This window comes from Streptomyces sp. NPDC006529, from assembly GCF_040611795.1.
Taxonomy (GTDB): domain Bacteria; phylum Actinomycetota; class Actinomycetes; order Streptomycetales; family Streptomycetaceae; genus Streptomyces.
Genome location: NZ_JBEXPB010000008.1, coordinates 129,145 through 150,286, shown reverse-complemented (window position 1 = coordinate 150,286; position 21,142 = coordinate 129,145). Strand labels below are relative to the sequence as shown.

The 21,142-nt window shown below is 73.2% G+C and carries 18 protein-coding genes; 6 read left to right on the top strand and 12 right to left on the bottom strand.

Going from position 1 to position 21,142, the window contains the following annotated elements; genetic code table 11:
• Positions 1–11: 11 nt before the first annotated feature.
• From tilS to dacB, 3 genes are all read right to left on the bottom strand, one after another.
• Positions 12–1,097, bottom strand: a complete 1,086-nt coding sequence (tilS, locus tag ABZY31_RS09470) for a tRNA lysidine(34) synthetase TilS (protein WP_356406647.1) — start codon at positions 1,095–1,097, stop codon at positions 12–14.
• Positions 1,098–1,359: 262 nt separating this feature from the next.
• Entirely contained in the window at positions 1,360–2,487 is a 1,128-nt protein-coding gene (locus ABZY31_RS09465) for a zinc-dependent metalloprotease (protein ID WP_356406644.1), read from the bottom strand.
• An 81-nt stretch (positions 2,488–2,568) separates the two neighbouring features.
• The gene (gene dacB / locus ABZY31_RS09460; protein WP_356406641.1) at positions 2,569–3,993 is read right to left on the bottom strand and encodes a D-alanyl-D-alanine carboxypeptidase/D-alanyl-D-alanine-endopeptidase; all 1,425 of its coding nucleotides are present in this window, start codon (positions 3,991–3,993) and stop codon (positions 2,569–2,571) included.
• A 177-nt stretch (positions 3,994–4,170) separates the two neighbouring features.
• Here dacB and ABZY31_RS09455 point away from each other — a divergent pair, with 177 nt between their 5' ends.
• Both ABZY31_RS09455 and ABZY31_RS09450 read left to right on the top strand, forming a co-directional pair.
• Entirely contained in the window at positions 4,171–4,665 is a 495-nt protein-coding gene (locus ABZY31_RS09455; protein WP_215021489.1) for an inorganic diphosphatase, read from the top strand.
• 149 nt (positions 4,666–4,814) lie between these two features.
• Entirely contained in the window at positions 4,815–6,473 is a 1,659-nt protein-coding gene (locus tag ABZY31_RS09450; RefSeq protein WP_356406638.1) for a threonine/serine exporter family protein, read from the top strand.
• A gap of 100 nt (positions 6,474–6,573) precedes the next feature.
• Here ABZY31_RS09450 and ABZY31_RS09445 read toward each other — a convergent pair whose 3' ends face one another.
• The 6 genes from ABZY31_RS09445 to ABZY31_RS09420 all read right to left on the bottom strand — a co-directional run bounded on the left by ABZY31_RS09445 (position 6,574) and on the right by ABZY31_RS09420 (position 12,180).
• A complete protein-coding gene (locus ABZY31_RS09445) occupies positions 6,574–7,278 on the bottom strand; it encodes a VTT domain-containing protein (RefSeq protein WP_356406635.1) in 705 nt (234 codons plus the stop codon).
• A gap of 175 nt (positions 7,279–7,453) precedes the next feature.
• Complete coding sequence (locus tag ABZY31_RS09440; protein WP_356406632.1) at positions 7,454–8,212, bottom strand: MerR family transcriptional regulator; 759 nt, start codon at positions 8,210–8,212, stop codon at positions 7,454–7,456.
• A gap of 95 nt (positions 8,213–8,307) precedes the next feature.
• The gene (locus tag ABZY31_RS09435) at positions 8,308–9,030 is read right to left on the bottom strand and encodes a flavodoxin family protein (RefSeq protein WP_356406630.1); all 723 of its coding nucleotides are present in this window, start codon (positions 9,028–9,030) and stop codon (positions 8,308–8,310) included.
• A gap of 90 nt (positions 9,031–9,120) precedes the next feature.
• A complete protein-coding gene (locus ABZY31_RS09430; RefSeq protein ID WP_356406627.1) occupies positions 9,121–9,669 on the bottom strand; it encodes a DinB family protein in 549 nt (182 codons plus the stop codon).
• Positions 9,670–9,787: 118 nt separating this feature from the next.
• A complete protein-coding gene (locus ABZY31_RS09425) occupies positions 9,788–11,245 on the bottom strand; it encodes an aldehyde dehydrogenase family protein (protein ID WP_356406624.1) in 1,458 nt (485 codons plus the stop codon).
• A gap of 71 nt (positions 11,246–11,316) precedes the next feature.
• Positions 11,317–12,180, bottom strand: coding sequence for a helix-turn-helix transcriptional regulator (locus ABZY31_RS09420; protein ID WP_356406832.1), 864 nt, complete (start codon positions 12,178–12,180; stop codon positions 11,317–11,319).
• Between the two features lie 333 nt (positions 12,181–12,513).
• On the opposite strand from ABZY31_RS09420, the gene ABZY31_RS09415 reads away from it, so the two are divergent.
• Positions 12,514–13,041 (top strand): ATP-binding protein, encoded by a 528-nt coding sequence (locus ABZY31_RS09415; protein ID WP_356406621.1) that lies wholly within the window; start codon positions 12,514–12,516, stop codon positions 13,039–13,041.
• A 145-nt stretch (positions 13,042–13,186) separates the two neighbouring features.
• On the opposite strand, the gene ABZY31_RS09410 is transcribed toward ABZY31_RS09415, so the two are convergent.
• The 3 genes from ABZY31_RS09410 to ABZY31_RS09400 form a co-directional block, all read right to left on the bottom strand.
• A complete protein-coding gene (locus ABZY31_RS09410; protein ID WP_356406618.1) occupies positions 13,187–13,423 on the bottom strand; it encodes a DUF397 domain-containing protein in 237 nt (78 codons plus the stop codon).
• Between the two features lie 101 nt (positions 13,424–13,524).
• Positions 13,525–15,597 (bottom strand): FUSC family protein, encoded by a 2,073-nt coding sequence (locus ABZY31_RS09405; RefSeq protein WP_356406615.1) that lies wholly within the window; start codon positions 15,595–15,597, stop codon positions 13,525–13,527.
• A 218-nt stretch (positions 15,598–15,815) separates the two neighbouring features.
• A complete protein-coding gene (locus ABZY31_RS09400) occupies positions 15,816–16,994 on the bottom strand; it encodes a DUF2786 domain-containing protein (protein ID WP_356406612.1) in 1,179 nt (392 codons plus the stop codon).
• A 151-nt stretch (positions 16,995–17,145) separates the two neighbouring features.
• Here ABZY31_RS09400 and ABZY31_RS09395 point away from each other — a divergent pair, with 151 nt between their 5' ends.
• The 3 genes from ABZY31_RS09395 to ABZY31_RS09385 all read left to right on the top strand — a co-directional run bounded on the left by ABZY31_RS09395 (position 17,146) and on the right by ABZY31_RS09385 (position 21,137).
• Entirely contained in the window at positions 17,146–18,858 is a 1,713-nt protein-coding gene (locus tag ABZY31_RS09395; protein ID WP_356406609.1) for a bifunctional 3'-5' exonuclease/DNA polymerase, read from the top strand.
• A 169-nt stretch (positions 18,859–19,027) separates the two neighbouring features.
• Entirely contained in the window at positions 19,028–20,548 is a 1,521-nt protein-coding gene (locus ABZY31_RS09390; protein WP_356406606.1) for a serine/threonine-protein kinase, read from the top strand.
• 25 nt (positions 20,549–20,573) lie between these two features.
• Positions 20,574–21,137 (top strand): hypothetical protein, encoded by a 564-nt coding sequence (locus ABZY31_RS09385; RefSeq protein ID WP_356406603.1) that lies wholly within the window; start codon positions 20,574–20,576, stop codon positions 21,135–21,137.
• Positions 21,138–21,142 lie beyond the last annotated feature (5 nt).

Here is a 21,142-nt window from a genome sequence, read left to right as displayed (position 1 = left end):
TTCGAGCACCATCAGCCCTGCCGGATGACCAGTCTGCCACCCTGGCGCTGGGCCTCGACCCGGCCGGGCAGGTTGATGGCGCCCTGACCGCGCCATCCCGTGATCAGGCGGTCCACTTCCTCGATGTGGCGGGCGAACAGCGAACCGGCGGGGGACCCGGCCGACAGTACGGCCCTGCGCAGCACGCGGCGGCGTACGGCCGGGGGCAGGGCGTAGAGCTTGGCGCACTCCAGCTGGCCGAGTTCGTCCCGGACGGCCGACTCGGCGTCGGCGGCCCAGGCGTCGAGGGCGTCGGCATCGTCCCGGGAGAGCTGGGCGGTCCGGGCGAGGGCCTCGACCACTCCCTTGCCCAGCGCCTTCTCCAGGGCGGGCAGTCCCTCGTGGCGCAGCCGGCTGCGGGTGTAGGCCGGGTCGATGTTGTGCGGGTCGTCCCAGACGGGCAGGGACTGGACCATGCAGGCCTTGCGGGCGGTCTGCCGGTCGATGTGCAGGAAGGGGCGGCGGTAGCGGCCGGCGCGGCCGGGCCCGCCGGAGATCTCGGCCATGCCGGACAGCGAGCGGATGCCGGAGCCGCGGGCCAGGCCGAGCAGGACGGTTTCCGCCTGGTCGTCGCGGGTGTGGCCGAGCAGCACGGCGGCGGCGCCGAACCGGTCGGCGGCCTCGTCGAGCGCGGCGTAGCGGGCGTCGCGCGCGGCGGCCTCGGGTCCGCCTTCGCGGCCGACGCGCACGGCGATGGCTTCCGCCGGGTCCAGGTGGAGCGCGGTCATCCGGCTGACGACTTCCGCGGCACGCAGGTCGGAGCCGTCCTGGAGGCCGTGGTCGACGGTGATGCCGCCGGCCCGGACACCGAGTTTGGGGGCCTCGAAGGCGAGGGCGGAGGCGAGCGCCATGGAGTCGGCGCCGCCGGAGCAGGCGACGAGCACGAGCGGCTGCGGGCCGCCGGCGCGGTCGGTGCGGGCCCTGCTGTCGGCGCGGTCGGCGCGGCGGGCAGCGGGGGCGGTACGGCGTTCGGTGGGGTCGGTCAGGTCGGTGAGGACGTCGTGGAGTACGCGGCGGACCGCCAGGCGTATCGCTGCGACCGCAGGATGGGGACCCATGTCCGGTGCCCTTCGGTGGAGTTCGGATGCCTCGGAGGCGTGGGGAGGGTGGTGCGCGCTCGGGGTGCTGCTCGGCCGTGCCCGCCGTAACCTCGCGAAGGGGTATCCGCGAGAGGACGGACTGTCACTCAGAGTGCGTCGATGGTGACAGAACCGAGCCGTTCCCTGAGCATCGCACGCCCTTCCACGGCCCACGGTCCCTCGGACGGGTGATGCTGCTTCCCCCAAGGAGACACGTTTACGCCCCCTTGTTCACGCCCTTTCACTCCCCCAGGCGGTGGACGCGGGCCACCCAGTCCGCGGGCCTGGCGATCTCCGCCTTGGTCGGCAACGTGTTCGGCGAGGTCCAGACCCGGTTGAACCCGTCCATTCCGACCTGGCCGACGACCGCGCGCACGAAGCGTTCGCCGTCGCGGTACTGGCGCAGCTTGGCGTCGAGGCCCAGCAGCTTGCGCAGGGCCTGGTCCAGGCGGCCGGCGCCGCTGGCCCGGCGGGTCTGGAACTTCTCCCGGATCTCGGCGACCGAGGGCACCACCTGCGGCCCGACCCCGTCCATGACGAAGTCCGCGTGCCCCTCCAGCAGGGACATCACCGCGGTGAGCCGCCCCAGCACCTCCCGCTGCTCGGGGGTCTGGACGAGTTCCATCAGGGACCGGCCCTCCTCCCCGCGCTCACCCTCGGGACGGGCTCCGACCATGGACTGCGCGGCCTCGCGCAGCCGTTCCAGGATGGTCATCGGGTCCATCTCGGTGGCGCCGAGAAACGTCTGGATTTCGCCCTCCAGGTGGGCGCGCAGCCACGGGACGGCGGCGAACTGGGTACGGTGCGTCTCCTCGTGCAGGCACACCCACAGCCGGAAGTCGTGCGGGTCGACCTCCAGCTCGCGCTCGACGTGCACGATGTTGGGCGCCACCAGCAGCAGCCGCCCGCCGCCCGTCGCCGCCCCGGGCAGCTCGCGGGAGACCGGCGCGAAGGTCTCGTACTGGCCGAGCACCCGCGAGGACAGGAAGCTCAGCAGCATCCCCAGTTCCACCCCGGTCACCTTGCCGCCGACCGCGCCGAGGACGGCGCCGCCGGGCGTGGCGCCGCGCCGCTCCTGCATCTTGCCGAGCAGGGGGCCCAGCAGCTCCCGGAACCCGGCCACGTTGGCCTTGACCCAACCGGCCCTGTCGACCACGAGGACCGGCGTGTCCTCCACGGCGAGGCCCTCGGGGATCATTCCGGTGAACTCGCGCACGTGCCGTTCCGAGGTCCTGGCGTGCTCGCGCAGTTCCGCCACCACGGCCCGCGCCTCGTCCCGGGTGATCTCCGGGCCGGGCCGTACGAGCCGGGTCGCGGTCGTCACCGCGAGATTCCAGTCGACCATCTCCGCACCACCGATGCTCGTCATGCGTCAACGGTACGTGGACGGGCCGCCCGGCGGATCCCCCCGGCGGGACCTTCGGCGGGCCTTCCCGCGGGGCTCCCGGCGCTACGGCGTGGTGGCGACGGTGGCGGCGAGCTTGTCCAGGGCCTTCTCGGCGGTGTCCGGGGCCGGGGTGTTCGCGGTCAGGAACGCGAAGACGAGCAGTCGCCCGGAAGGGTCGACGACGGCTCCGGCCAGCGAGTTCACGCCGGTGAGGGTGCCGGTCTTGGCGCGCAGCAGGCCGGCGGCGGGCGATTCGCCGGCGTTGCGGGCCCGCAGGGTGCCGCTGAAGCCGGCCACCGGGAGCCCGGTCAGGACGGGCCGCAGCCCGGGGCGGGCCGGGTCGGCCGCCTTGGCGAGGAGCGAGGTGAGCAGTCCGGCGCTGACCTTGTCGGCGCGGTTCAGCCCGCTGCCGTCGGCGAAGCGGGCACCGGCCAGGTCGACGCCGAGGGTGGCGAGCCGCTCGGTGACGGCCTGCTCGCCCCCCTCGAAGCTCGCGGGCTTCGCGGCGGCCAGCGCGGTCTGGCGGGCCAGGGCCTCGGCGATGTCGTTGTCGCTGTTGGTCAGCATCCGCTCGACGAGGGCGCCCAGCGGGGTGGAGAGGGTGACGGCCAGCGGCTGGGCGCCGGCCGGGGCCTTGGCCGCGGCGGCCTCGCCGGTCACCGTGATGCCGCGCTCGCGCAGCAGGTCGGCGAAGGCGCGGGCGGCGTCCCCGGCGGGGTCGTCGCTGCGGTCCGCCGGGCCGGAGAAGGAGTCGTCGGAGCGGCCCTCGTCGGCCATCAGGGCGCTGACGGGCGCGATGTTGCCGTTGGGGCCGATCGGGTGGCGGGCGGGCCCGGTGAAGAGGGTGGCGTCGTACCCGAGGGTGACGGTGTCGGTGTTCGCGGAGCGCAGCGCCTGGGCGGTGTCGGCGGCGAGGGCGACGAGGCTGCCGCCGGGGCCGGCGGGGTTCTTCTTGCGGGCGCTGAGCGAGGGGTCGCCGCCGCCGACCAGGACGATCCGGCCGCCGGGGGCCGGTACGACGGTGGTCTTGATGCGGTGCTCGGGGCCGAGGGCCGCGAGGGCCGCGGAGGCGGTGGCGATCTTGATGGTGGAGGCCGGGGTCATCGCCTCGCGGGACCCGGACTCGAAGAGCACCGCGCCCGTGGCCGCCTCGACGACCGAGGCGCCGCGGGCCGTGCCGAGCGCGGGATCGGTCAGCAGGGGACGCAGCGCGCCCCCGAGGGAGTCCTGGTTCCGCGCGGGGGCGGCCGGGGCGGATCCGGGGGCGCGCAGCGGCGAGAGCACGCCGGGGGCGCTCGGGGCGGCAAGCGGAAGCTGCTGTTCCCCGTGATCTCCGCCACCCGTACGGCCCCAGGAGGCGGCCGCGACCCGCTCGGCCTTACGCTGGCCGGAGTCCCAAGGCCCGGCCGCGACCACCGCGCCGGCCGACAGGGCCAGGCCCGCAACGGCCGAACCAGTGATGAGCTGCCATGTCTTGATCAATGGCACCTCGACCAGCCCCTTTCGCGATCACACGTATGCGTGAGGGACACTTAACCACTGAGTCTTGCCGCGAGCATGGCACCCCACCCGCAGGGCTGGGCCGGACGCGCACGCGTCGTCCGGACGTGCACGCGGTCGACCGCATGTCCCGAAGCAATGCAGCTGATCATGGAGGAGCAGGACGTGGAGTTCGACGTCACCATCGAGATCCCCAAGGGCTCGCGGAACAAGTACGAAGTGGACCACGAGACCGGCCGGATCCGCCTGGACCGTCGCCTCTTCACGTCCACGAGCTACCCGGCCGACTACGGCTTCGTCGAGAACACCCTCGGCGAGGACGGCGACCCGCTGGACGCGCTCGTCATCCTCGACGAGCCGACCTTCCCGGGCTGCCTGATCAAGTGCCGCGCGATCGGCATGTTCCGGATGACCGACGAGGCGGGCGGCGACGACAAGCTGCTCTGCGTCCCGGCTTCGGACCCGCGCGTCGAGCACCTGCGCGACATCCACCACGTCTCCGAGTTCGACCGCCTGGAGATCCAGCACTTCTTCGAGGTCTACAAGGACCTGGAGCCCGGCAAGTCCGTCGAGGGCGCCAACTGGGTCGGCCGCACCGAGGCCGAGGCCGAGATCGAGGCCTCGTACAAGCGCCTGCAGGCGCAGGGCGACCACCACTGAGTGCAGCTCCGCTGATGTCCGCCCGACGGGCGGCGCCCCCGGTGACCGGGGGCGCCGCCCGTCGGCGTATCCCGGGCCGCCACGGACGAAACGATTCCGCATAATTGGATCACCGGTTCGGAATCCGGCCCAGGGACACAGGAGCACGCGTGGCGGCAGAGGCCGATGCAGAGGACCGCGACCGGCGCAAGCCCGCCTCGGACGAGGCGCGCAGCGCCTTCAGCCAGCCCACGGGGGTGGCCGACCCCGGCGTGTTCGAGGACGAGCAGCCCACCTCGGAGTTCGCCGCCCCCGCGGGCACCGCGGCCGTGCCGGCCGAACCGGAGGGCTCCGCCTTCGCCCTGCCCGCCACCTACAGCGGCCGGCACTCCCCGCCCGCCTACACCCCCGGCCAGGGGTACCCGGTCTCCCGGATGAAGGAATCCCCCTGGCAGGACCGGATGCGCACGATGCTGCGCATGCCCGTGGGCGACCGGCCCGTCCCCGAGGCCGTGCAGCGCCTGAGCGAGGACACCGGGCCCGCCGTCGGCCGCGTGCTCGACCTCACCCTGCGCATCGGCGAGCTGCTGCTCGCGGGCGGCGAGGGCGCCGAGGACGTCGAGGCGGCGATGTTCGCCGTGGCCCGCTCCTACGGCCTCGACCGCTGCGAGCCGACCGTCACCTTCACCATGCTCTCGATCACCCACCAGCCCTCGCTGGTGGAGCACCCCGTCTCGGCGAGCCGGACCGTACGCCGCCGGGGCACCGACTACACCCGTCTGGCGGCCGTCTACCGGCTCGTCGACGACATCAGCGCGGCGCACGAGCAGGAGGTCTCCCTGGAGGAGGCCTACCGGCGCCTCGCCGAGATCCGGCGCAACCGCCACCCGTACCCCGGCTGGGTGCTCACCCTGGCCGCCGGGCTGCTCGCCGGGGCCGCCTCCACCCTCGTCGGCGGCGGCGTCGTGGTGTTCTTCGCGGCCGCGATCGGAGCCGTCCTCGGCGACCGGCTCGCCTGGCTGTGCGCCGGGCGCGGGCTGCCGGAGTTCTACCAGTTCGTGGTGGCCGGGATGCCGCCCGCCGCGCTCGGGGTGGCCCTCAAGCTCGCCCAGATCGACGTGCGCGCCTCGGCCGTGATCACCGGCGGGCTCTTCGCGCTGCTGCCCGGGCGGGCCCTGGTCGCCGCCGTGCAGGACGGCCTGACCGGCTACTACATCACCGCCTCGGCCCGGCTCCTTGAGGTCATGTACCTCTTCATCGGGATCATCATGGGCGTGCTGGTGGTGATCTACATCGGCCTCCAGTGGGGCGCGGAGCCCAATCCGGAGGAGGCCCTCCAGATCAGCCAGCGGCCGGTCATCCAGATCGTGGCCTCGATGGTGCTGGTCTTCACCTTCGCGATCCTGCTCCAGCAGGAGCGCTCCACCGTGCTGATCGTGACCCTGAACGGCGGGGTCGCCTGGGTGACCTACGGCGCCCTGCACTTCGCGGGCGGGATCCCGCCCGTGCCCTCCACCGCGATCGCGGCCGGGCTGGTGGGCCTGTTCGGGCAGCTCTTCTCCCGCTACCGCTTCGCCTCGGCGCTGCCGTACGTCACCGCGGCCATCGGGCCGCTGCTGCCGGGCTCGGCGACGTACTACGGGCTGCTCCTGATCGCCGAGAACCGGCTCAACATGGGCTTCGCCTCGCTGACCAACGCCGCCGCGATCGCCTTCGCCATCGCCATCGGGGTCAACTTGGGCTCGGAGGCCTCGCGGCTGTTCATGCGGATCCCCGGCTCGGCGAGCGCGGCCAAGCGCCGCGCGGCCAAGCGGACCCGCGGCTTCTGACCCGGCCGCCCGCCCCGCCCGGCCGCACCGCCCGCTTCAGGACGTGCGAACGCCCCGGGGCACCAGGTGCTCCCGGGGCGCGCGCGGGCCCGTACGGCGCTCAGCGCTTGGCGTGGCGCCCGCGCTGGCCCTGTACGGGCGGGAGCCCGTCCTGGCCGGCGCCGCGCTCGGCGGCCTCCCCGGTCTTCGCCTTCTTCTCCTTGCGGCCCTTGAGCACCTCGAAGATCACCGGGATGACCGAGATCAGCACGATGCCGATGAAGATCGGCTCGACGTTCTCCTTGATGAACGAGAACTGGCCCAGCTGGTAGCCGAGGACCGTGACGCCCGCGCCCCACAGCACGCCGCCGATGATGTTGAACAGCAGGAACGTCCGGTACTTCATCGCGGTCGCGCCCGCGACCATCGGCGCGAAGGTGCGGATGATCGGGACGAAGCGGGCGAGCACGATGGCCTTGGGGCCGTGCTTCTCCATGAAGTCGTGCGCCGCGTCGAGGTTCTCGCGCTTGAAGAGCCGCGAGTTCGGCTTGTTGAAGAGCTTCGGGCCGAAGACCTTGCCGATCATGTAACCGACCTGGTCGCCGATGATCGCGGCGGCCGCGATCAGGGTGCACACCAGCCACAGCGGCTGCTTGATGGTGCCGCTCGCGACGAACAGGCCCGCCGTGAAGAGCAGCGAGTCGCCGGGCAGGAAGGCGAAGAGACCCGATTCCGCGAAGACGATGACCAGGATGCCGATCAGGCCGAACTGCCCGATCAGATACTCCGGAGAAATCCACTCAGGGCCGAGTGCGAGCATGTTCACGAGTCCGGAGTCTCCTGGATCGGGGGATTTCGGGCAGTTCCTGCGCCGGGCCGGAGCACATGGCAGTGGTTTCAAGTATGAACGCACGCGGCCCCCACCAGGTTCCAGGTACCCGGCGGGACCGCGGCGCGCACCGCCTGCCGCGTCCCGCGCCCTGCGTGTGCCTCCGCGCGCCCTACACCCCGCGCACCGCGTTCGCCATGATCGCGTCGCGCACGAACACCGCCAGCCCCGCGCGCATGCCGTCGTAGTACGCCGCGAACCGCTCGTCCGCCACGTACATCTCGCCGAGGCAGACGTGCATCTCGTACGAGCAGGTGTAGTGGTTCCGGTTCATCCAGCCGCGGTGCTCCTCCGCCAGGTCCATGGCCGGCGCGGAATCCGCCGGCGCGCCCGAGTCCAGCAGAGCGACCAGGCGCCGCGAGATGTCCTCGGCCTCGGCCGTGATCCGCTTCCAGTCCTCCTTCGTGTAGGCCGCGGACCGGCGGGCGGACTCCTGGTACGCCTGCGAACCGCCCCAGCGCTCCTGCGCCTCCGCCGCGTGCTCGTCGGGGTCGAAGTCCCCGAAGACCTCGAACTTTTCCTCGGGGGTCAGCCTGATGCTCATCGTGCGTGCCTCCATCGCGCGCTCCACGGCGGCGGCCATCCGCTGGAGCGTGCCGATCCGCTCCGAGAGCAGCGCGTGCTGCCTGCGCAGGTGCTCCTGCGGATCGGTCGCCGGATCGTCCAGCAGGGCCGCCACCTCGTCGAGCGGAAAGCCGAGCTCCCGGTAGAACAGGATCCGCTGCAGCCGGTCGAGGTCCCCGTCGTCGTAGCGCCGGTGGCCCGCGCCGCTGCGGCCGCTCGGTCGGAGCAGCCCGATCTCGTCGTAGTGGTGCAGGGTGCGCACCGTCACGCGGGCGAAACCGGCGACCTGTCCCACGGAGTAGCCCATCGCCTCCGCTCCTTCTCTTCTCGGTACGCGCTCCACTGTGCTGCCTCACGTCGCGTGAGGTGCAAGCGCGGCCCGGTCGCGGCGCGGGCGCCCGCTCAGCGGTGCTCGGGGTTGGGGAAGTCGAAGCGGCAGCCCGCGTCCCACTCGGAGCGCTGGTTGCCGTGCGCCGGGATCCCGCCGGAGCGGCGCAGCAGGGCGGCCAGGTGGATCAGGTTCCAGGACATGAAGGTGGTGTTGCGGTTGGTGAAGTCGTTCTCCGGGCCGCCGGAGCCCGGGTCCAGGTAGGAGGGCCCGGGGCCGGCCTCGCCGATCCAGCCCGCGTCCGCCTGCGGGGGGACCGTGTAGCCCAGGTGCTGGAGGCTGTAGAGGACGTTCATCGCGCAGTGCTTGACGCCGTCCTCGTTGCCGGTGATCAGGCAGCCGCCGACCCGGCCGTAGTAGGCGTACTGGCCTTGCTCGTTCAGCAGCGAGGAGCAGGCGTAGAGCCGCTCGATGACCCGCTTCATCACGGAGCTGTTGTCGCCGAGCCAGATCGGCCCGGCCAGGACGAGGATGTCCGCGGCCATGATCTGCGAGTACAGGACCGGCCAGTCGTCGCTCTCCCAGCCGTGCTCGGTCATGTCCGGCCAGACGCCGGTGGCGATGTCGCGGTCGACGGCGCGGATCAGCTCGGTGGTGACGCCGCCCGCCTCCATCACCGCGCGGCTCCTGTCGATCAGGCCGTCGGTGTTGCTGACCTCGGGCGAGCGTTTGAGCGTGCAGTTGACGTAGACGGCACGCAGCTTCAGGTCGCGGTGGTCTTGCGCGTGGGTCGGCACGCTCCCAGCCTGACCGGCGGCCCGGCGCCGCGCGAGCGCGGTGGCCCGTACGGGCTCACCGGCGCCCGCCGCGGGGCCTGCGGACCTGCCTCAGCCCCAGGACTGCCCCGACGCCTGCGCGACCAGCTCGAAGGCCGTCTTGCCGTCGAGGGACTCGCGGATGACGTCCGCGTGGCCCGCGTGCCGGGCGTGCTCCTCGATCAGGTGCAGGAGCAGCCAGCGCATCGAGACGCGGCCCTCCTTCGGGAACCACGGCTGCGACGGCAGCGGGAAGGTGTCGTCCAGGCTCGGCAGGTCGCGGACGAACTTCTCCAGTTCGGCCACCACCCCGTCCCAGAACTCCAGGACGGCGCCGACCGATTCGCCGTCGACCAGCCGGAAGCTGTCGGGCCAGGTGTCGCGGTTGCGCTGCTTCTCGTTCGGCCGCTGCTGGGCCATGCGCAGCCAGCTCAGCTCCGTCTCCGCCACGTGCTTGAGCAGCCCGGACAGGGAGAGCTCGCTGGCGCTGGGGCGGCTCGCGGCCTGCTCCTCGGTGAGGCCGAGGACCGAGCGCCGCAGGCCGCCGCGCTGCGCCTCGATGAAGGACAGGAGCGCACCGCGCTCGTCGCCGTGCGCTTCCGCGGGAACGTGAGTGACCATGCTGACCGACCGCCTCGTGTCTCGTGCGTGTCCGGCGCGGTGCGCGCCGTCTCCGACAAGAGACAACCTACGGACCAACGAGGCCAGATACTGTCCTAATTGACCCGCCCGGAGGACATCAGAACGGGAAGCGGGTCCGTCCGTGCTGGACCGAGATCCACTTCTGGGTGGTGAAGGCCTCCACCGTCGCCTCGCCGTTGAGCCGGCCCAGTCCGGAGGCCTTCTCGCCGCCGAACGCCGCCAGCGGCTCGTCCCCGATGGTGGAGTCGTTCACGTGGATCATCCCGGTCTCGATCCGCTGGGCGAAGCGCACGCCGCGCTCGATGTCCCGGGTGTGGACGGCGCCGCTGAGTCCGTACGGGGTCGCGTTGGCCAGCCGTACGCCCTCGTCCTCGCCGTCGAAGACGACCAGCAGGGCCACCGGACCGAAGATCTCCTGGCCCAGCAGCGGGGAGTCCTCGGGCAGATCGGCCAGGACCGTCGGTTCGACCAGGTTGCCGCGCGTAGAACCGCGGACGAGCGCCCGGGCGCCCGAGGCGATGGCCCGGTCGACCAGCGCGGTGAGCGCGTCCGCCTGGAAGGAGTTGATCAGCGGGCCGATGTGCGTCTCGGGATCGTGCGGGTCGCCGGTCTTGAGCGAGCGCACCTTCGCGGTGAACTTCGCGGTGAACTCCTCGGCGACGGAGCGGTCCACGAGGATCCGGTTCGCGGCCATGCAGACCTGGCCCTGGTAGACGAAGCGGCTGAAGACGGCCGCGTCCACCGCGTAGTCCAGGTCGGCGTCGTCCAGGACGACCAGCGCGCTGTTGCCGCTCAGTTCCAGGACGGTCCGCTTGAAGTGGCGGGCCGCGACGGCGCCGACGTGCCGGCCGACCCGGTCGGAACCGGCGAAGGAGATCACCTTGGGCACCGGGTGGGTGAGGAGGGCGTCCCCTATTTCGGCGATGTCGGTGACGAGGACGTTCAGCAGCCCGGCCGGCAAGCCCGCCTCCTCGAAGATCTTCGCGATCACCCCGCCGCCGACGACCGGCGCGTTCTGGTTCGGCTTGATGACCACGGCGTTGCCGAGCGCCAGGGCGGGCGCGACCGACTTCATGGTGACCAGGAAGGGGAAGTTGAAGGGGCTGATCACGGCGACCACGCCGACGGGCAGCCGGTGGACCCTGTTCTCCTTGCCCGCCACCGGCGAGGGCAGGATGCGGCCCTCGGGGCGGACGGAGAGCTGGACCGCTTCCCGGATGAACTCCTTGGCCAGGTGGATCTCGTACTCGGCCTTGGGCCGGGTGCCGCCCAGCTCGTCGATCATCGCCTCGACGATCTCGGGCTCGCGTTCCTCGGTGATCCGCAGGGCGCGCTCCAGGACGGCGCGTCTGGCGTACGGGCTGGTGGCGGCCCATTCGGCCTGCGCGCGCTCGGCGGCCCGGTAGGCACGGTCGACCTGCTCGACGGTGGCCACCGTGATGGCCGCGAGCTTCTCCCCGTTGTAGGGGTTCACGTCGATGATGTCCCACGAGCCCGTACCGGCCAGCCATTCGCCGTCGATGTACTGGTGGGCCACGTCGCTGAATATGGACATGCCATCCCTTACTGCGAGCGCGCACCCTTGCGCTGCACCGGAGACTGATCAGTCGTCATAGTACGTGCGATTCAAGACAGTTGGAGCAGGCCGCGGAGAAGGTCCCGGGTCTGGCGCGGGTCCGGGCAGTCGCCCTGGAGCCGTTCCATGGCCCGGCTGTACTGCCCCACTTCCTCGTCCTTGTCCAGGTAGAGGGCGCTGGTGAGCTGTTCCAGATAGACGATGTCCTGGAGGTCGGACTCGGGGAAGCGCAGCAGCGTGAACGCGCCGCTCTCGCCCGCGTGCCCGCCGAAGGAGAAGGGCATGACCTGGAGCTGGACGTTGGGCCGCTGGGAGATCTCGATGAGGTGCTCCAACTGGCCGCGCATGACGTCCCGGTCGCCGTACGGGCGGCGCAGGGCCGCCTCGTCGAGGACGGCGTGGAAGACGGGGGCGTTCTCGGAGACGAGGACCTTCTGCCGTTCCAGGCGCAGTGCGACCCGCCGGTCGATCTCGGCGGCGGTGGCCGTGGGCATGCCCCGGCTGACGACCGCGTGAGCGTACGCCTCGGTCTGGAGCAGGCCGTGGACGAACTGGACCTCGTAGATGCGGATGAGGGACGCGGCGCCCTCCAGCCCGATGTAGGTCTGGAACCACCCGGGCAGGACGTCGCCGTAACTGTGCCACCAGCCCGCCGCGTTGGCCTCGCGGACGAGCCCGAGGAGCGACTCGCGCTCGGTTCCGTCCATGACTCCGTAGAGCGTGAGGAGGTCCTCGACGTCCCTGGCCTTGAAGCTCACCCTTCCCAACTCCAAGCGGCTGATCTTCGACTCGGACGCGCGGATCGAGTAGCCGGCCGCCTCACGGGTGATCCCACGGGATTCTCGGAGCCGCCTGAGCTGCGAGCCCAGGAGAATGCGGCGCACCACGGAACCGCTGGCTTCTGCGGTCACCAGTCCTGCCCTCCCCTTCGCCTTGGCTGCGCGGGGCCCCCGAACCCCAAGGGCCGCAGTCTGCCACCAAAACGCATCGGTCCGTAGTCGTTCTGTAACGGAATCCTGCGCCCCGGAAAAGAAGTCCGTAAGGATGCGTAGGAAGAAATGAGCAAGAACCATGACGGGACCGGACAGGTCCGGCGCGTGCACGTGCATCTGCCCTTGCATCTGACATCCGCATTCGGAAGCATGGTCCCCGCGCACCTGCGTGCTCTTCGCGCCGGCGCGAGACCCACCCCGCAGTTCTTTCTGGCCAGGGATACCGCCCGGCCGCGAATCCCGGGAGTGCCTCGCATGGGGACGAATGGATCGACCGTGCTAGAGCCGTTACGGCAGGGGCTGCCCCCGGTCGATCCCACGGCTGTCTCCGGGTCCGCCTCCTGCGCTCTGCCCGCCCGGTACGAGGCGGTGCGGGGGGCCCGTTCGTTCACCCGCTCGACGCTCGCCCAGTGGGGACTCGACGACCGGTTCGACGACGTCTCCCTGGTGGTCTCCGAACTCGTCACCAACGCGCTGCGGCACGCCCTGCCCGAGGATTCGCACGGGTCCCAGGGCTGCCGCGAGGCCCGCGCCGAGCAGGACCCGCCGGTGCGGCTCCACTTGATGCGGTGGAGCACCCGGCTGGTGTGCGCGGTGCGCGACCCGAGCGAGGACCGGCCGGGGGGCTGTTTCTCACCGGAGCGGACGGAGGAGAACTTCGACGCCGAATCCGGGCGCGGACTGTTCCTCGTGGACTCCTACAGCGACAGCTGGGGCTGGCACCCGCTCGCGGGACGGCTCAGCGGGAAAGTGGTCTGGGCCCTGTTCATGCTCCAGGACTGACCCGCCGCCACCCGTGCGCCCAGCGGACGCGGGTGGCCGACGGACACGACACTGGCCGGGAACGATCACTGCGATCGTTCCCGGCCAGTGCACGTGCACGGCTTGATCAATGCCCCTGTGCCCCTCGTCGGCAGGCCCGGTGCCGTCAGGCGATGAGGTGGTCGAACTCCCCGTCCTTGACGCCCAGCAGGAGCGCCTCTATCTCCGCCGGCGTGTAGACGAGCGCGGGGCCGTCCGGGTGACGCGAGTTCCGCACCGCCACGTCGCCCCCCGGCAGTTTGGCGAATTCCACGCAAGAACCCTGCGAGTTGCTGTGCCTGCTCTTCTGCCACATCACCCCGTCGAGTTCTGCGGCCGCCATCCCGTTGTACGCGTGGTCCACAGGAAGCCCCCGATAGTGCAGATGTCAACTGCACCGGATCATAGCTGTGTTCAAGAACCGCTGCATGGGCAGATGCACGTGCACGCGGCGTGGTCCTTTGATCACAGCCGGGGGGCCGGTTTTCCCCCGAGCGCCGCCGAGACCTCTTCCAGCGACTCCAGCAGCAGCTCGGCGGTACCGCGCAACGCCCCCGGCGCGGGCGCGTCAGGCCCGTCCGGCGCGTCCAGGACCGCGCGGACCGCCTCCCACCGCGGGATCCGCCGCTCCCGCACCTCCCGGGCGCCCTCCCCGGTCGCGGTCCGCAGGGCCTCGGCCAGCGCCGCCGCGCCGGGCGCCGGGGGCCGGTCGCGGTCGGGCAGGTGCGCCTCCAGGAGCATCGCCCGGCGGCCCAGCGCGGCCAGCGCCTCGGCCGCCTCCTCGGCGGCCGACCGGGAGATCCCCCGGTGCCGTACCGGCTCCCCGGCGGCTCGGGCGACCGCCTCGTGCCAGGCGATCCGGGCGTCCCGTGCGGCCAGCAGCGCCTCCCGCACATCGGCCCGCCGGGCCCCGGCCGGGTCGGCGTACTGGTCGAACACCGCCGCCGCGTACCGCCCCGCGGCCGCGACCCAGTCGGCGAGCCGGGTGCGCAGCCGCGGGGTCTCCCAGGCCGGGTAGAGCGCATAGCCGATCATCGCGAGGAGCCCGCCGACGAGGGTGAGGGCGACCCGGTCGGGGACGGTCTGGTCCCAGCGCACCCCGCCCATGCCGAGCAGGAAGACGACGTACGCCGACACGAAGAGCTGGGCGACGGCGTACCCCGTGCGCATCAGGACGTACATGAGGCAGGCACTGACCACGGCGAGCAGGCCGGAGAGGTACATGCCCGGCTGGGCGAGCCGGACGACGCCGGTGGCGACGGCGACCCCGACGAGGGTGCCGCCGAAGCGGGCGACGGCGCGCTCGTAGGTCTGGCTGAAGTCGGGCCGCATCACCATGACGGCGGCCATCGGCGCCCAGTAGGGGTGCCCGAAGGGCAGCGCGTGCCCGATCAGGTAGCCCGCGGAGGTGACGGCGGTGACGCGCAGCGCGTGGCGCAGTACCGGCGATCCGGGCCGCAGGTCCGCCCGTACCGCCTTGGCGACCAGCGGGACCAGCCCGGGCAGGGTGGGGCGCAGCATCGATTCCGCGGGGTCGGCGGTCCGCCCAGACCCCGGCTCGGCGGTCTCCAGGACGTCCTCCAGCAGCGCCGCCAGCCGGTGCGCGGCCCGCAGCGCCGCCCCGTCGAGCAGGTCGGGCGTGTCCGGCGCCTTGAGCACGGAGAGGGCCGGCGCGGGCAGGCGTGCGGGCTCCCCGTGCCGGATGGCGTGCGCGGCGGCGTCCAGCACGGACCCGGCGGCGGCGAGCAGCTCCCGCACCCGCCCCCGTGCGGGCCCCTCGGCCGGAGCCCCCACGGCGGGGTCGGCGAGCGAGGCCAGCACGGGCCGGATCCGCTCGGCGAGCCCCCGGGCGCCGTGCAGTTCGGCGGGCCGGCTGCGGGCCTGGCGGCGGGTGACGAGCGCGGCGGCCCGGGCCGTCATCAGGGGAGCGGGGTCGAAGGGCGCGACCGGATCCTGGCGCAGCCGCCGGGCGTAGTCGGCCTCGGCGGCCAGCGCGTCGGCGAGGGCGTCGCGCTGGGCGCCCCAGCGGCGGACGGGGAAGAGCACGATCAGCAGCGCCTGCACCACTCCGCCCGCGGCGATCATCGCGGCGTGCCCGGCGGCCTGCGCGACGGAGGTCGGCAGGGTGACCGTCACCAGCATGATCGCCACGTTCCCGGAGGCGATCACCCCCGCGGTCGGGCCGGCCGCCCAGAGCATCCCGGAGGCGAAGGTCCAGGCGGCGAGCAGCGCGAGGAAGGCCAGGGTGTCGGAGGAGCCGACGAGGTAGCCGACGAAGGTGCTGACGGCGAGGGTCAGTCCGGAGGCGAGCGCGAGCACCGGGCGGGGGCGCCAGCTGCGCTGGAAGGTGGCGATGGCCGCCATGAAGGCGCCGAAGGCGGAACTGGCGGCCGCGCCGGGGCCCAGGAAGGCCAGCCCGAAGCCGATGACGAGGGCGAGTCCGACGCCCGCGCGCACGGCGATGAGCGGCTCCAGCCGGGTCCGCTCGACCGTCAGCCCCGATCGGGCGGTGTCCTTCAGGGCCCGGAGCCAGCTCATGGGGGGAGCGTAGCGGGTCCGGCTTTCCGCGCATTTGCGCGGACACGGCCGGTGGATTCGCGCGGTCCGGGCCGGTGGATTCGTGCGGCGGGCGGACGGCGGGGGTGCCCTGGACCGGTGCCGGGCCGGTCCGGGGCCGGCCGGCGCGGGAAGCCGGACCGCCCCCGGAGCGGAAGCCCGCGGCCGGGGCGGGGCGGAAGCCCGCGGCCGGGGCGGGGCTACTTCCGCAGCGCCTGGCGGTCCGGGCGGCCCTGCGCCGCGCCGACGTTCGCCCGGTCGGCGGCCTCGGTGCCGTCGGTCCAGCCCGCGAGGTCGGTGGCCCCGCGCAGCCGGGTCGTGGTCGTCTTGGGGAACATCTCCTCGGCCCGGGCCCCGACGGCCACGTCCCGGGCGACCAGCGCGGGCAGCAGGTCCGGCGTCTCGGCGGCCGTGTGCTCGGCCGTCTCCGCCAGGCGCTGGCCCAGCCTGCTCGCGTAGGCCAGCAGGAACGACTGCCGGAACGTCTTGGTCCGCTTGCGCCCGCCCGCCCGCTGCCCGGCCTCGGCGCGCGTCATCGCCGCCGTCCCCTGCACGAGCAGCGAGGTGTACAGCAGGTCCACGGACTCCAGATCGCCTTCGAAGCCCACCACCGTCGAGAACTCGAAGGCCGCGTTCCACACCGCCTGGCACCGGTTGGCCCGCGCCACCGCGTCCAGCAGCACCGCCTTGGCCTCCTCGTACGGCGGCTCCACCCCGATCCGGCAGGCCCCCGGCACCTGCCCGGAGCCTCCCTCGCGCACCGCGAGCAGCGCCTCGTCGACGGTGTGCCGGGCCATCAGCTCCTGCGCCTTCGCGCTGAGCGCCTCCGCCTCCTCGGGGAAGGTCGTCGCCTCGGCCTTGGCCAGCAGCGCCCGGATCCGCCCCAGCATCCGCGGTTCCATGTGCCCGGCCTGCGCCAGCTCCCCCGCCGGATCCCCGGGCAGCGGGCCGACCGGTTCGATCGACGGCAGCCGGACCAGCACCCGCAGTACCTCCAGCACCGCGGTGGCCAGCGAGAACCGGTCGCACTTCTCCCGCGCCGCCACCGACTCCGCGTACGCCGAGTCCGGGCCCCACCACACCTCCCCGGCACCCCACCGCGCGGGCAGCCGCGCGTACCGCCGCGCCTCCCCGGCGATCAGGTCCCCGACCAGGCGCACGTGCCGCTCGTCCAGATCCCGGCGCACCAGCCGCACCACGTCCGCGGGCTGCCAGCCGCGCTCCCAGGCCTGGCGCACGAACCCCTCGCCGCGCGCCAGCAGCTCCCGCCCCACCTCGCCCCACGGCCCGGCGGCGAGCAGCGACGCGCCGGTGTCGAGCCCGGTGTCGTCCTGGGCGTAGAGGGCGGCGGCGAAGGCACGGTCGACAACATCTTTCACCCCGACAGCTTGGCACGCCCCCCGCGAGCGCTCCCGGCCCGCCCTTGCGCCGACGGGCTCCCCGACGCCCACTCCGCGCACGCCATCCCCCGACACGCCCCCGGGCCCCCGACACCACCGCACTGTCAGACCCCGGTGGAACACTCGGACGATGAGCGACCACCCCACCCGGTGGGTGTTGGCCGAGACCCCGGACGCCCGCTGGGAAGCCACCCCGGCGCACGGCCAAGGCCCCCGCACCACCGCGGCCACCCCGGAGGAGGCGATCCGGGCCGCCCCGCCCGGCACCCGCTGGATCTGGCGCTCCACCCAGGCCGTCTACCCCCGCCTGCTCGCCTCCGGCACCCGCGTCACCCGCTGCTACGACATCGAGGACGCGGAACTCCTGCTCCTCGGCCACGAGGGCCGCCTCGGCGAACCCCGTTCCGCGGCCGCCGCCTGGGCCCGCCTCACGCACACCCCCGTCCCCCCGGACCCCCCGCAGCGCAGCGCGGCCCCCGGCAGCCAGTCCTCCCTCTTCGACCCCCGCCCGGCCCCGCTCCCCCTCGACGCCCTGCTCGCGGTCTACGCCGACCAGATGCGCCGCCACGGCGCCACCGCCCACCCCGACCGCATGCACCTGCTCACCACCGCCGAGTCCGCCGGCTTCCTCGTCGCCGCGGAGATGAACCGGGCGGGCCTGCCCTGGCGGGCGGACGTGCACCGGGCGCTGCTCACCGACCTCCTCGGCGAGCGCTACGGCGGCGGGGGCGCCCCGCGCCGCCTCGCCGAGCTGGCCGAGCAGATCTCCGCCGCCTTCGGCCACCCGGTCCGCCCCGACCTGCCGGCCGAGGTCATCAAGGCCTTCGCCCGCGCCGGGATCAAGCTGAGGTCCACCCGCCGCTGGGAGATCCGGGAGATCGACCACCCCGCCGTCGCCCCGCTGCTGGAGTACAAGAAGCTGTACCGCATCTACACCGCCCACGGCTGGGGTTGGCTCCAGGACTGGGTGCACGACGGCCGCTTCCACCCCGAGTACGTCCCGGGCGGCACCGTCACCGGCCGCTGGGTCACCAACGGCGGTGGCGCCCTGCAGATCCCGAAGGTGATCCGCCGGGCGGTCGTCGCCGACCCCGGCTGGCGGCTCGTCGTGGCGGACGCCGACCAGATGGAGCCCCGGGTGCTGGCCGCGATCTCCCGCGACCCGGGCCTGATGGAGGTGGCCGGCCGCCCCGAGGACCTCTACACCTCGATCTCCCGCCAGGGCTTCTCCGGCGACCGCGACATGGCCAAGATCGCCGTCCTCGGCGCGGTGTACGGGCAGACCTCCGGCGACGGCCTCAAGAACCTCGCCGCCCTGCGCCGCCGCTTCCCGCGCGCCGTGGCCTACGTCGACGACGCCGCCCGCGCGGGCGAGGAGGGCCGGCTGGTCCGCACCTGGCTGGGCCGCACCTGCCCGCCCGCGGCCGGGGCCGCCGCCCAGGAGGAGGCCGGCCTCCCCCAGGAGGCCCCGGAGGCGGGGGGCCCGTACGCGGCGGACGGTGGCGCCTCCGGCCCGGCCGGCGGCTTCACCCCCGGCTACGCCTCCTCCGACTCCCGGGCCCGCGGCCGGTTCACGCGCAACTTCGTGGTCCAGGGCAGCGCCGCCGACTGGGCCCTGCTGATGCTGGCGGCCCTGCGCCAGGCCACCGCCGGCCTCCGCGCCGAGCTGGTGTTCTTCCAGCACGACGAGGTGATCGTGCACTGCCCCGCGCAAGAGGCGGAGACGGTGGCGCAGGCCATCCGCGAGGCCGGCGACCGGGCCGGCCGGATCGCCTTCGGGGAGACCCCGGTCCGGTTCCCCTTCACCACGGCGGTCGTGGAGTGCTACGCCGACGCGAAGTAGCGACGTAAAAGAGCCACCCGAGGTTCAGAGATGTTTCAGAAATACGCTGAACCGATGACCGGGTGAGTGCCACCCTTGGGTCATGTCGGGTTTTCGGGGGGCGGGCCCATCGCCCGTGCGGCGCCTTGTGCTGGACCGTTACGCACTGCTGGAGCGTTTCCAAGGAGGCATGGCGGAGGTCTGGAAAGCGCACGACCAGCGGCTCGACCGCACGGTCGTGGCCAAATTCCTGCGGGTCGCGGACCGGGGCACGCACCCCGCCCTCCGCTTCCTGCGCGAGGCGAAGATCCTGGCCGCGATCGACGACCCCCGGATCGTCCGGGTGCACGACGTGGACGAAGCCAGGATCGACGGCTCCTGGCACCTCTACCTGATCACCCAGTACGTCGAGGGGCGGACCCTGCGCGCCGTGGTCCCCCGGGGTCACCGGCAGGCGGTGGACCAGGCCCTGCGGTGGGCCGCCGAACTGTGCGAGGCGCTCGTCCCGGTCCACGCCCGGGACCTCGTCCACCGCGACATCAAGCCGAGCAACATCATGATCCGCGGCGCCGCCCCGCCCGCGCCCGCCACGGCGGGCGGCACGGGCGGGGCGGGCAGCACGGGCGGGGCGGCCATGGCGGGCGGGACGGACCCGGGCCACAGCGGCCTGCTCCTCCTCGACTTCGGCATCGCCCGCTCGTACACCGCCTTCGGCGCCCTCGGTTACGCCGCCGGCGTCACGGGCTACGCCCAACTCGTCGGCACCCCCGAGTACATGGCCCCCGAATGCTTCCTCCAGGAGCCCATCGGCCCGGCCACCGACCTCTACGCCGTCGGCTGCGTGCTCTTCGAGATGCTCACCGGCCGCCAGCCCTACACCGCCCCCGACGACTACGGCACCCTCGTCTCCCTGCACTGCCGCGCCGCGATCCCCTCCGTCCGCGCCCTGCGCCCGGACGTACCGTCGGCCGTGGACCACCTGGTCACCCGGCTGCTCACCAAGAACCCCGGCGAGCGCCCCGCCGACGCCCGCGAGGTCGCCGGGCTGCTGCGCGGGCTCAGCCTGGCCGTCGTACCGCCCCCCACCGTCGTCGTCACCCCGGGCACCCCGCCGCCGCCCGGCCGCCCGCCGGAGCCCCCGGCGGACCCCGCGCGGCAGGTCGAGGCGCGCTGCAACGCCGTGCTGGAAGCCACCGAGCGGGACCCGGAGGGCCCGCCCGAGGAGCGGGTGCGGCAGCTGAGCGACGTCCTCGACTTCGCGCGCGCCTCGCTCCCCGCCGATCACCGCGGGATCTGGCTGGTCTCCCTGCACCTCTCGCAGGCCCTGGCCCGGGCGGGCCGCCCCGCGGCCGCGGCCGAGCGGCTCGCGCCGGTGGCCGCGCGGGCCCGCCAGGTGCTCGGCGCGGACGACCAGCTGGCCATCCTGTGCGCGCTCAACCTCGCCCGCTACATCGGCGAGTCCGGCCATCCGCGCCCGGCCGCCCAGCACTTGCTCGAACTGCGCGCCGCCGTCTCCGGGGTGCTGGCCGCGACCGACCCCAAGCTGTCGGAGATCCGCTACGACCAGGCCCACTGGCTGGCCGCGGCCGGTGAGGCCCGGCGCGCGACCGCCGAGTTCGAGGCCCTGTACGCCGACCACTGGACGGCGTACGGCCCGGACCACCCGCAGACCGTCCGGCTGCGCGAACTGATCGCCCGCAGCCGGGCGTAGCACCTCATCGACCCACCAGGGAGGGATGAAGACCATGGCCGACATGTACGACCTGAACGCCATCCGGGACAGCTTCTTCGCCAGCCAGTCCAAGACGGCGGCGGGCCGGCAAGAGGTGTACGTCGACCGCGAGGGCAAGGTCCGCCTCGGTACCGGCGGCGAGAACGACGCGCCGCTCTCCAGAGTCCCGCAGAGCACCTTCGCCGCCGGATCCACCGCGGCCCGGCTGGAGCGCGAACGCCGGGTCGTGGAAGCCAAACTGCCCGCCAACACCTACTACGAGGACGCCCCCGGCGCCGAGGGCTGGGTCTACGAGATCACCACCATGTTCGAGCACCGCTACGTGATGTGCGCGCGCTTCGACGGGGTCGAGTACCAAGTCCGCCTGATCGAACCGGAGCTGGAGTCGCTGCCCAGCCACGACCAGCACGGCTTCCACCTCTACCACAGCGGCCTGATCTGCCTGTCCGAGCGCTCCGGTTCGGGCCAGCCCACCCTCCAGGAGGCGTACGCGCGCTCGGCGACCTGGGCCCTGGGCGTCGACTTCGTCCGTATGGGACGCCCCTTTCCCTTCAACCGCAAGCAGTAGGGACC

Excerpts from the sequence above, each read along its gene's own strand:
- ABZY31_RS09440 (WP_356406632.1), bottom strand. The coding sequence starts at position 8,212 with ATGGGCTACTCCGTGGGACAGGTCGCCGGTTTCGCCCGCGTGACGGTG.
- ABZY31_RS09465 (WP_356406644.1), bottom strand. The coding sequence starts at position 2,487 with ATGACGAGCATCGGTGGTGCGGAGATGGTCGACTGGAATCTCGCGGTG.
- ABZY31_RS09425 (WP_356406624.1), bottom strand. The coding sequence starts at position 11,245 with ATGTCCATATTCAGCGACGTGGCCCACCAGTACATCGACGGCGAATGG.
- ABZY31_RS09415 (WP_356406621.1), top strand. The coding sequence starts at position 12,514 with ATGGGGACGAATGGATCGACCGTGCTAGAGCCGTTACGGCAGGGGCTG.
- tilS (WP_356406647.1), bottom strand. The coding sequence starts at position 1,097 with ATGGGTCCCCATCCTGCGGTCGCAGCGATACGCCTGGCGGTCCGCCGC.
- ABZY31_RS09390 (WP_356406606.1), top strand. The coding sequence starts at position 19,028 with ATGGCGGAGGTCTGGAAAGCGCACGACCAGCGGCTCGACCGCACGGTC.
- ABZY31_RS09395 (WP_356406609.1), top strand. The coding sequence starts at position 17,146 with ATGAGCGACCACCCCACCCGGTGGGTGTTGGCCGAGACCCCGGACGCC.
- ABZY31_RS09385 (WP_356406603.1), top strand. The coding sequence starts at position 20,574 with ATGAAGACCATGGCCGACATGTACGACCTGAACGCCATCCGGGACAGC.
- ABZY31_RS09430 (WP_356406627.1), bottom strand. The coding sequence starts at position 9,669 with ATGGTCACTCACGTTCCCGCGGAAGCGCACGGCGACGAGCGCGGTGCG.
- ABZY31_RS09405 (WP_356406615.1), bottom strand. The coding sequence starts at position 15,597 with ATGAGCTGGCTCCGGGCCCTGAAGGACACCGCCCGATCGGGGCTGACG.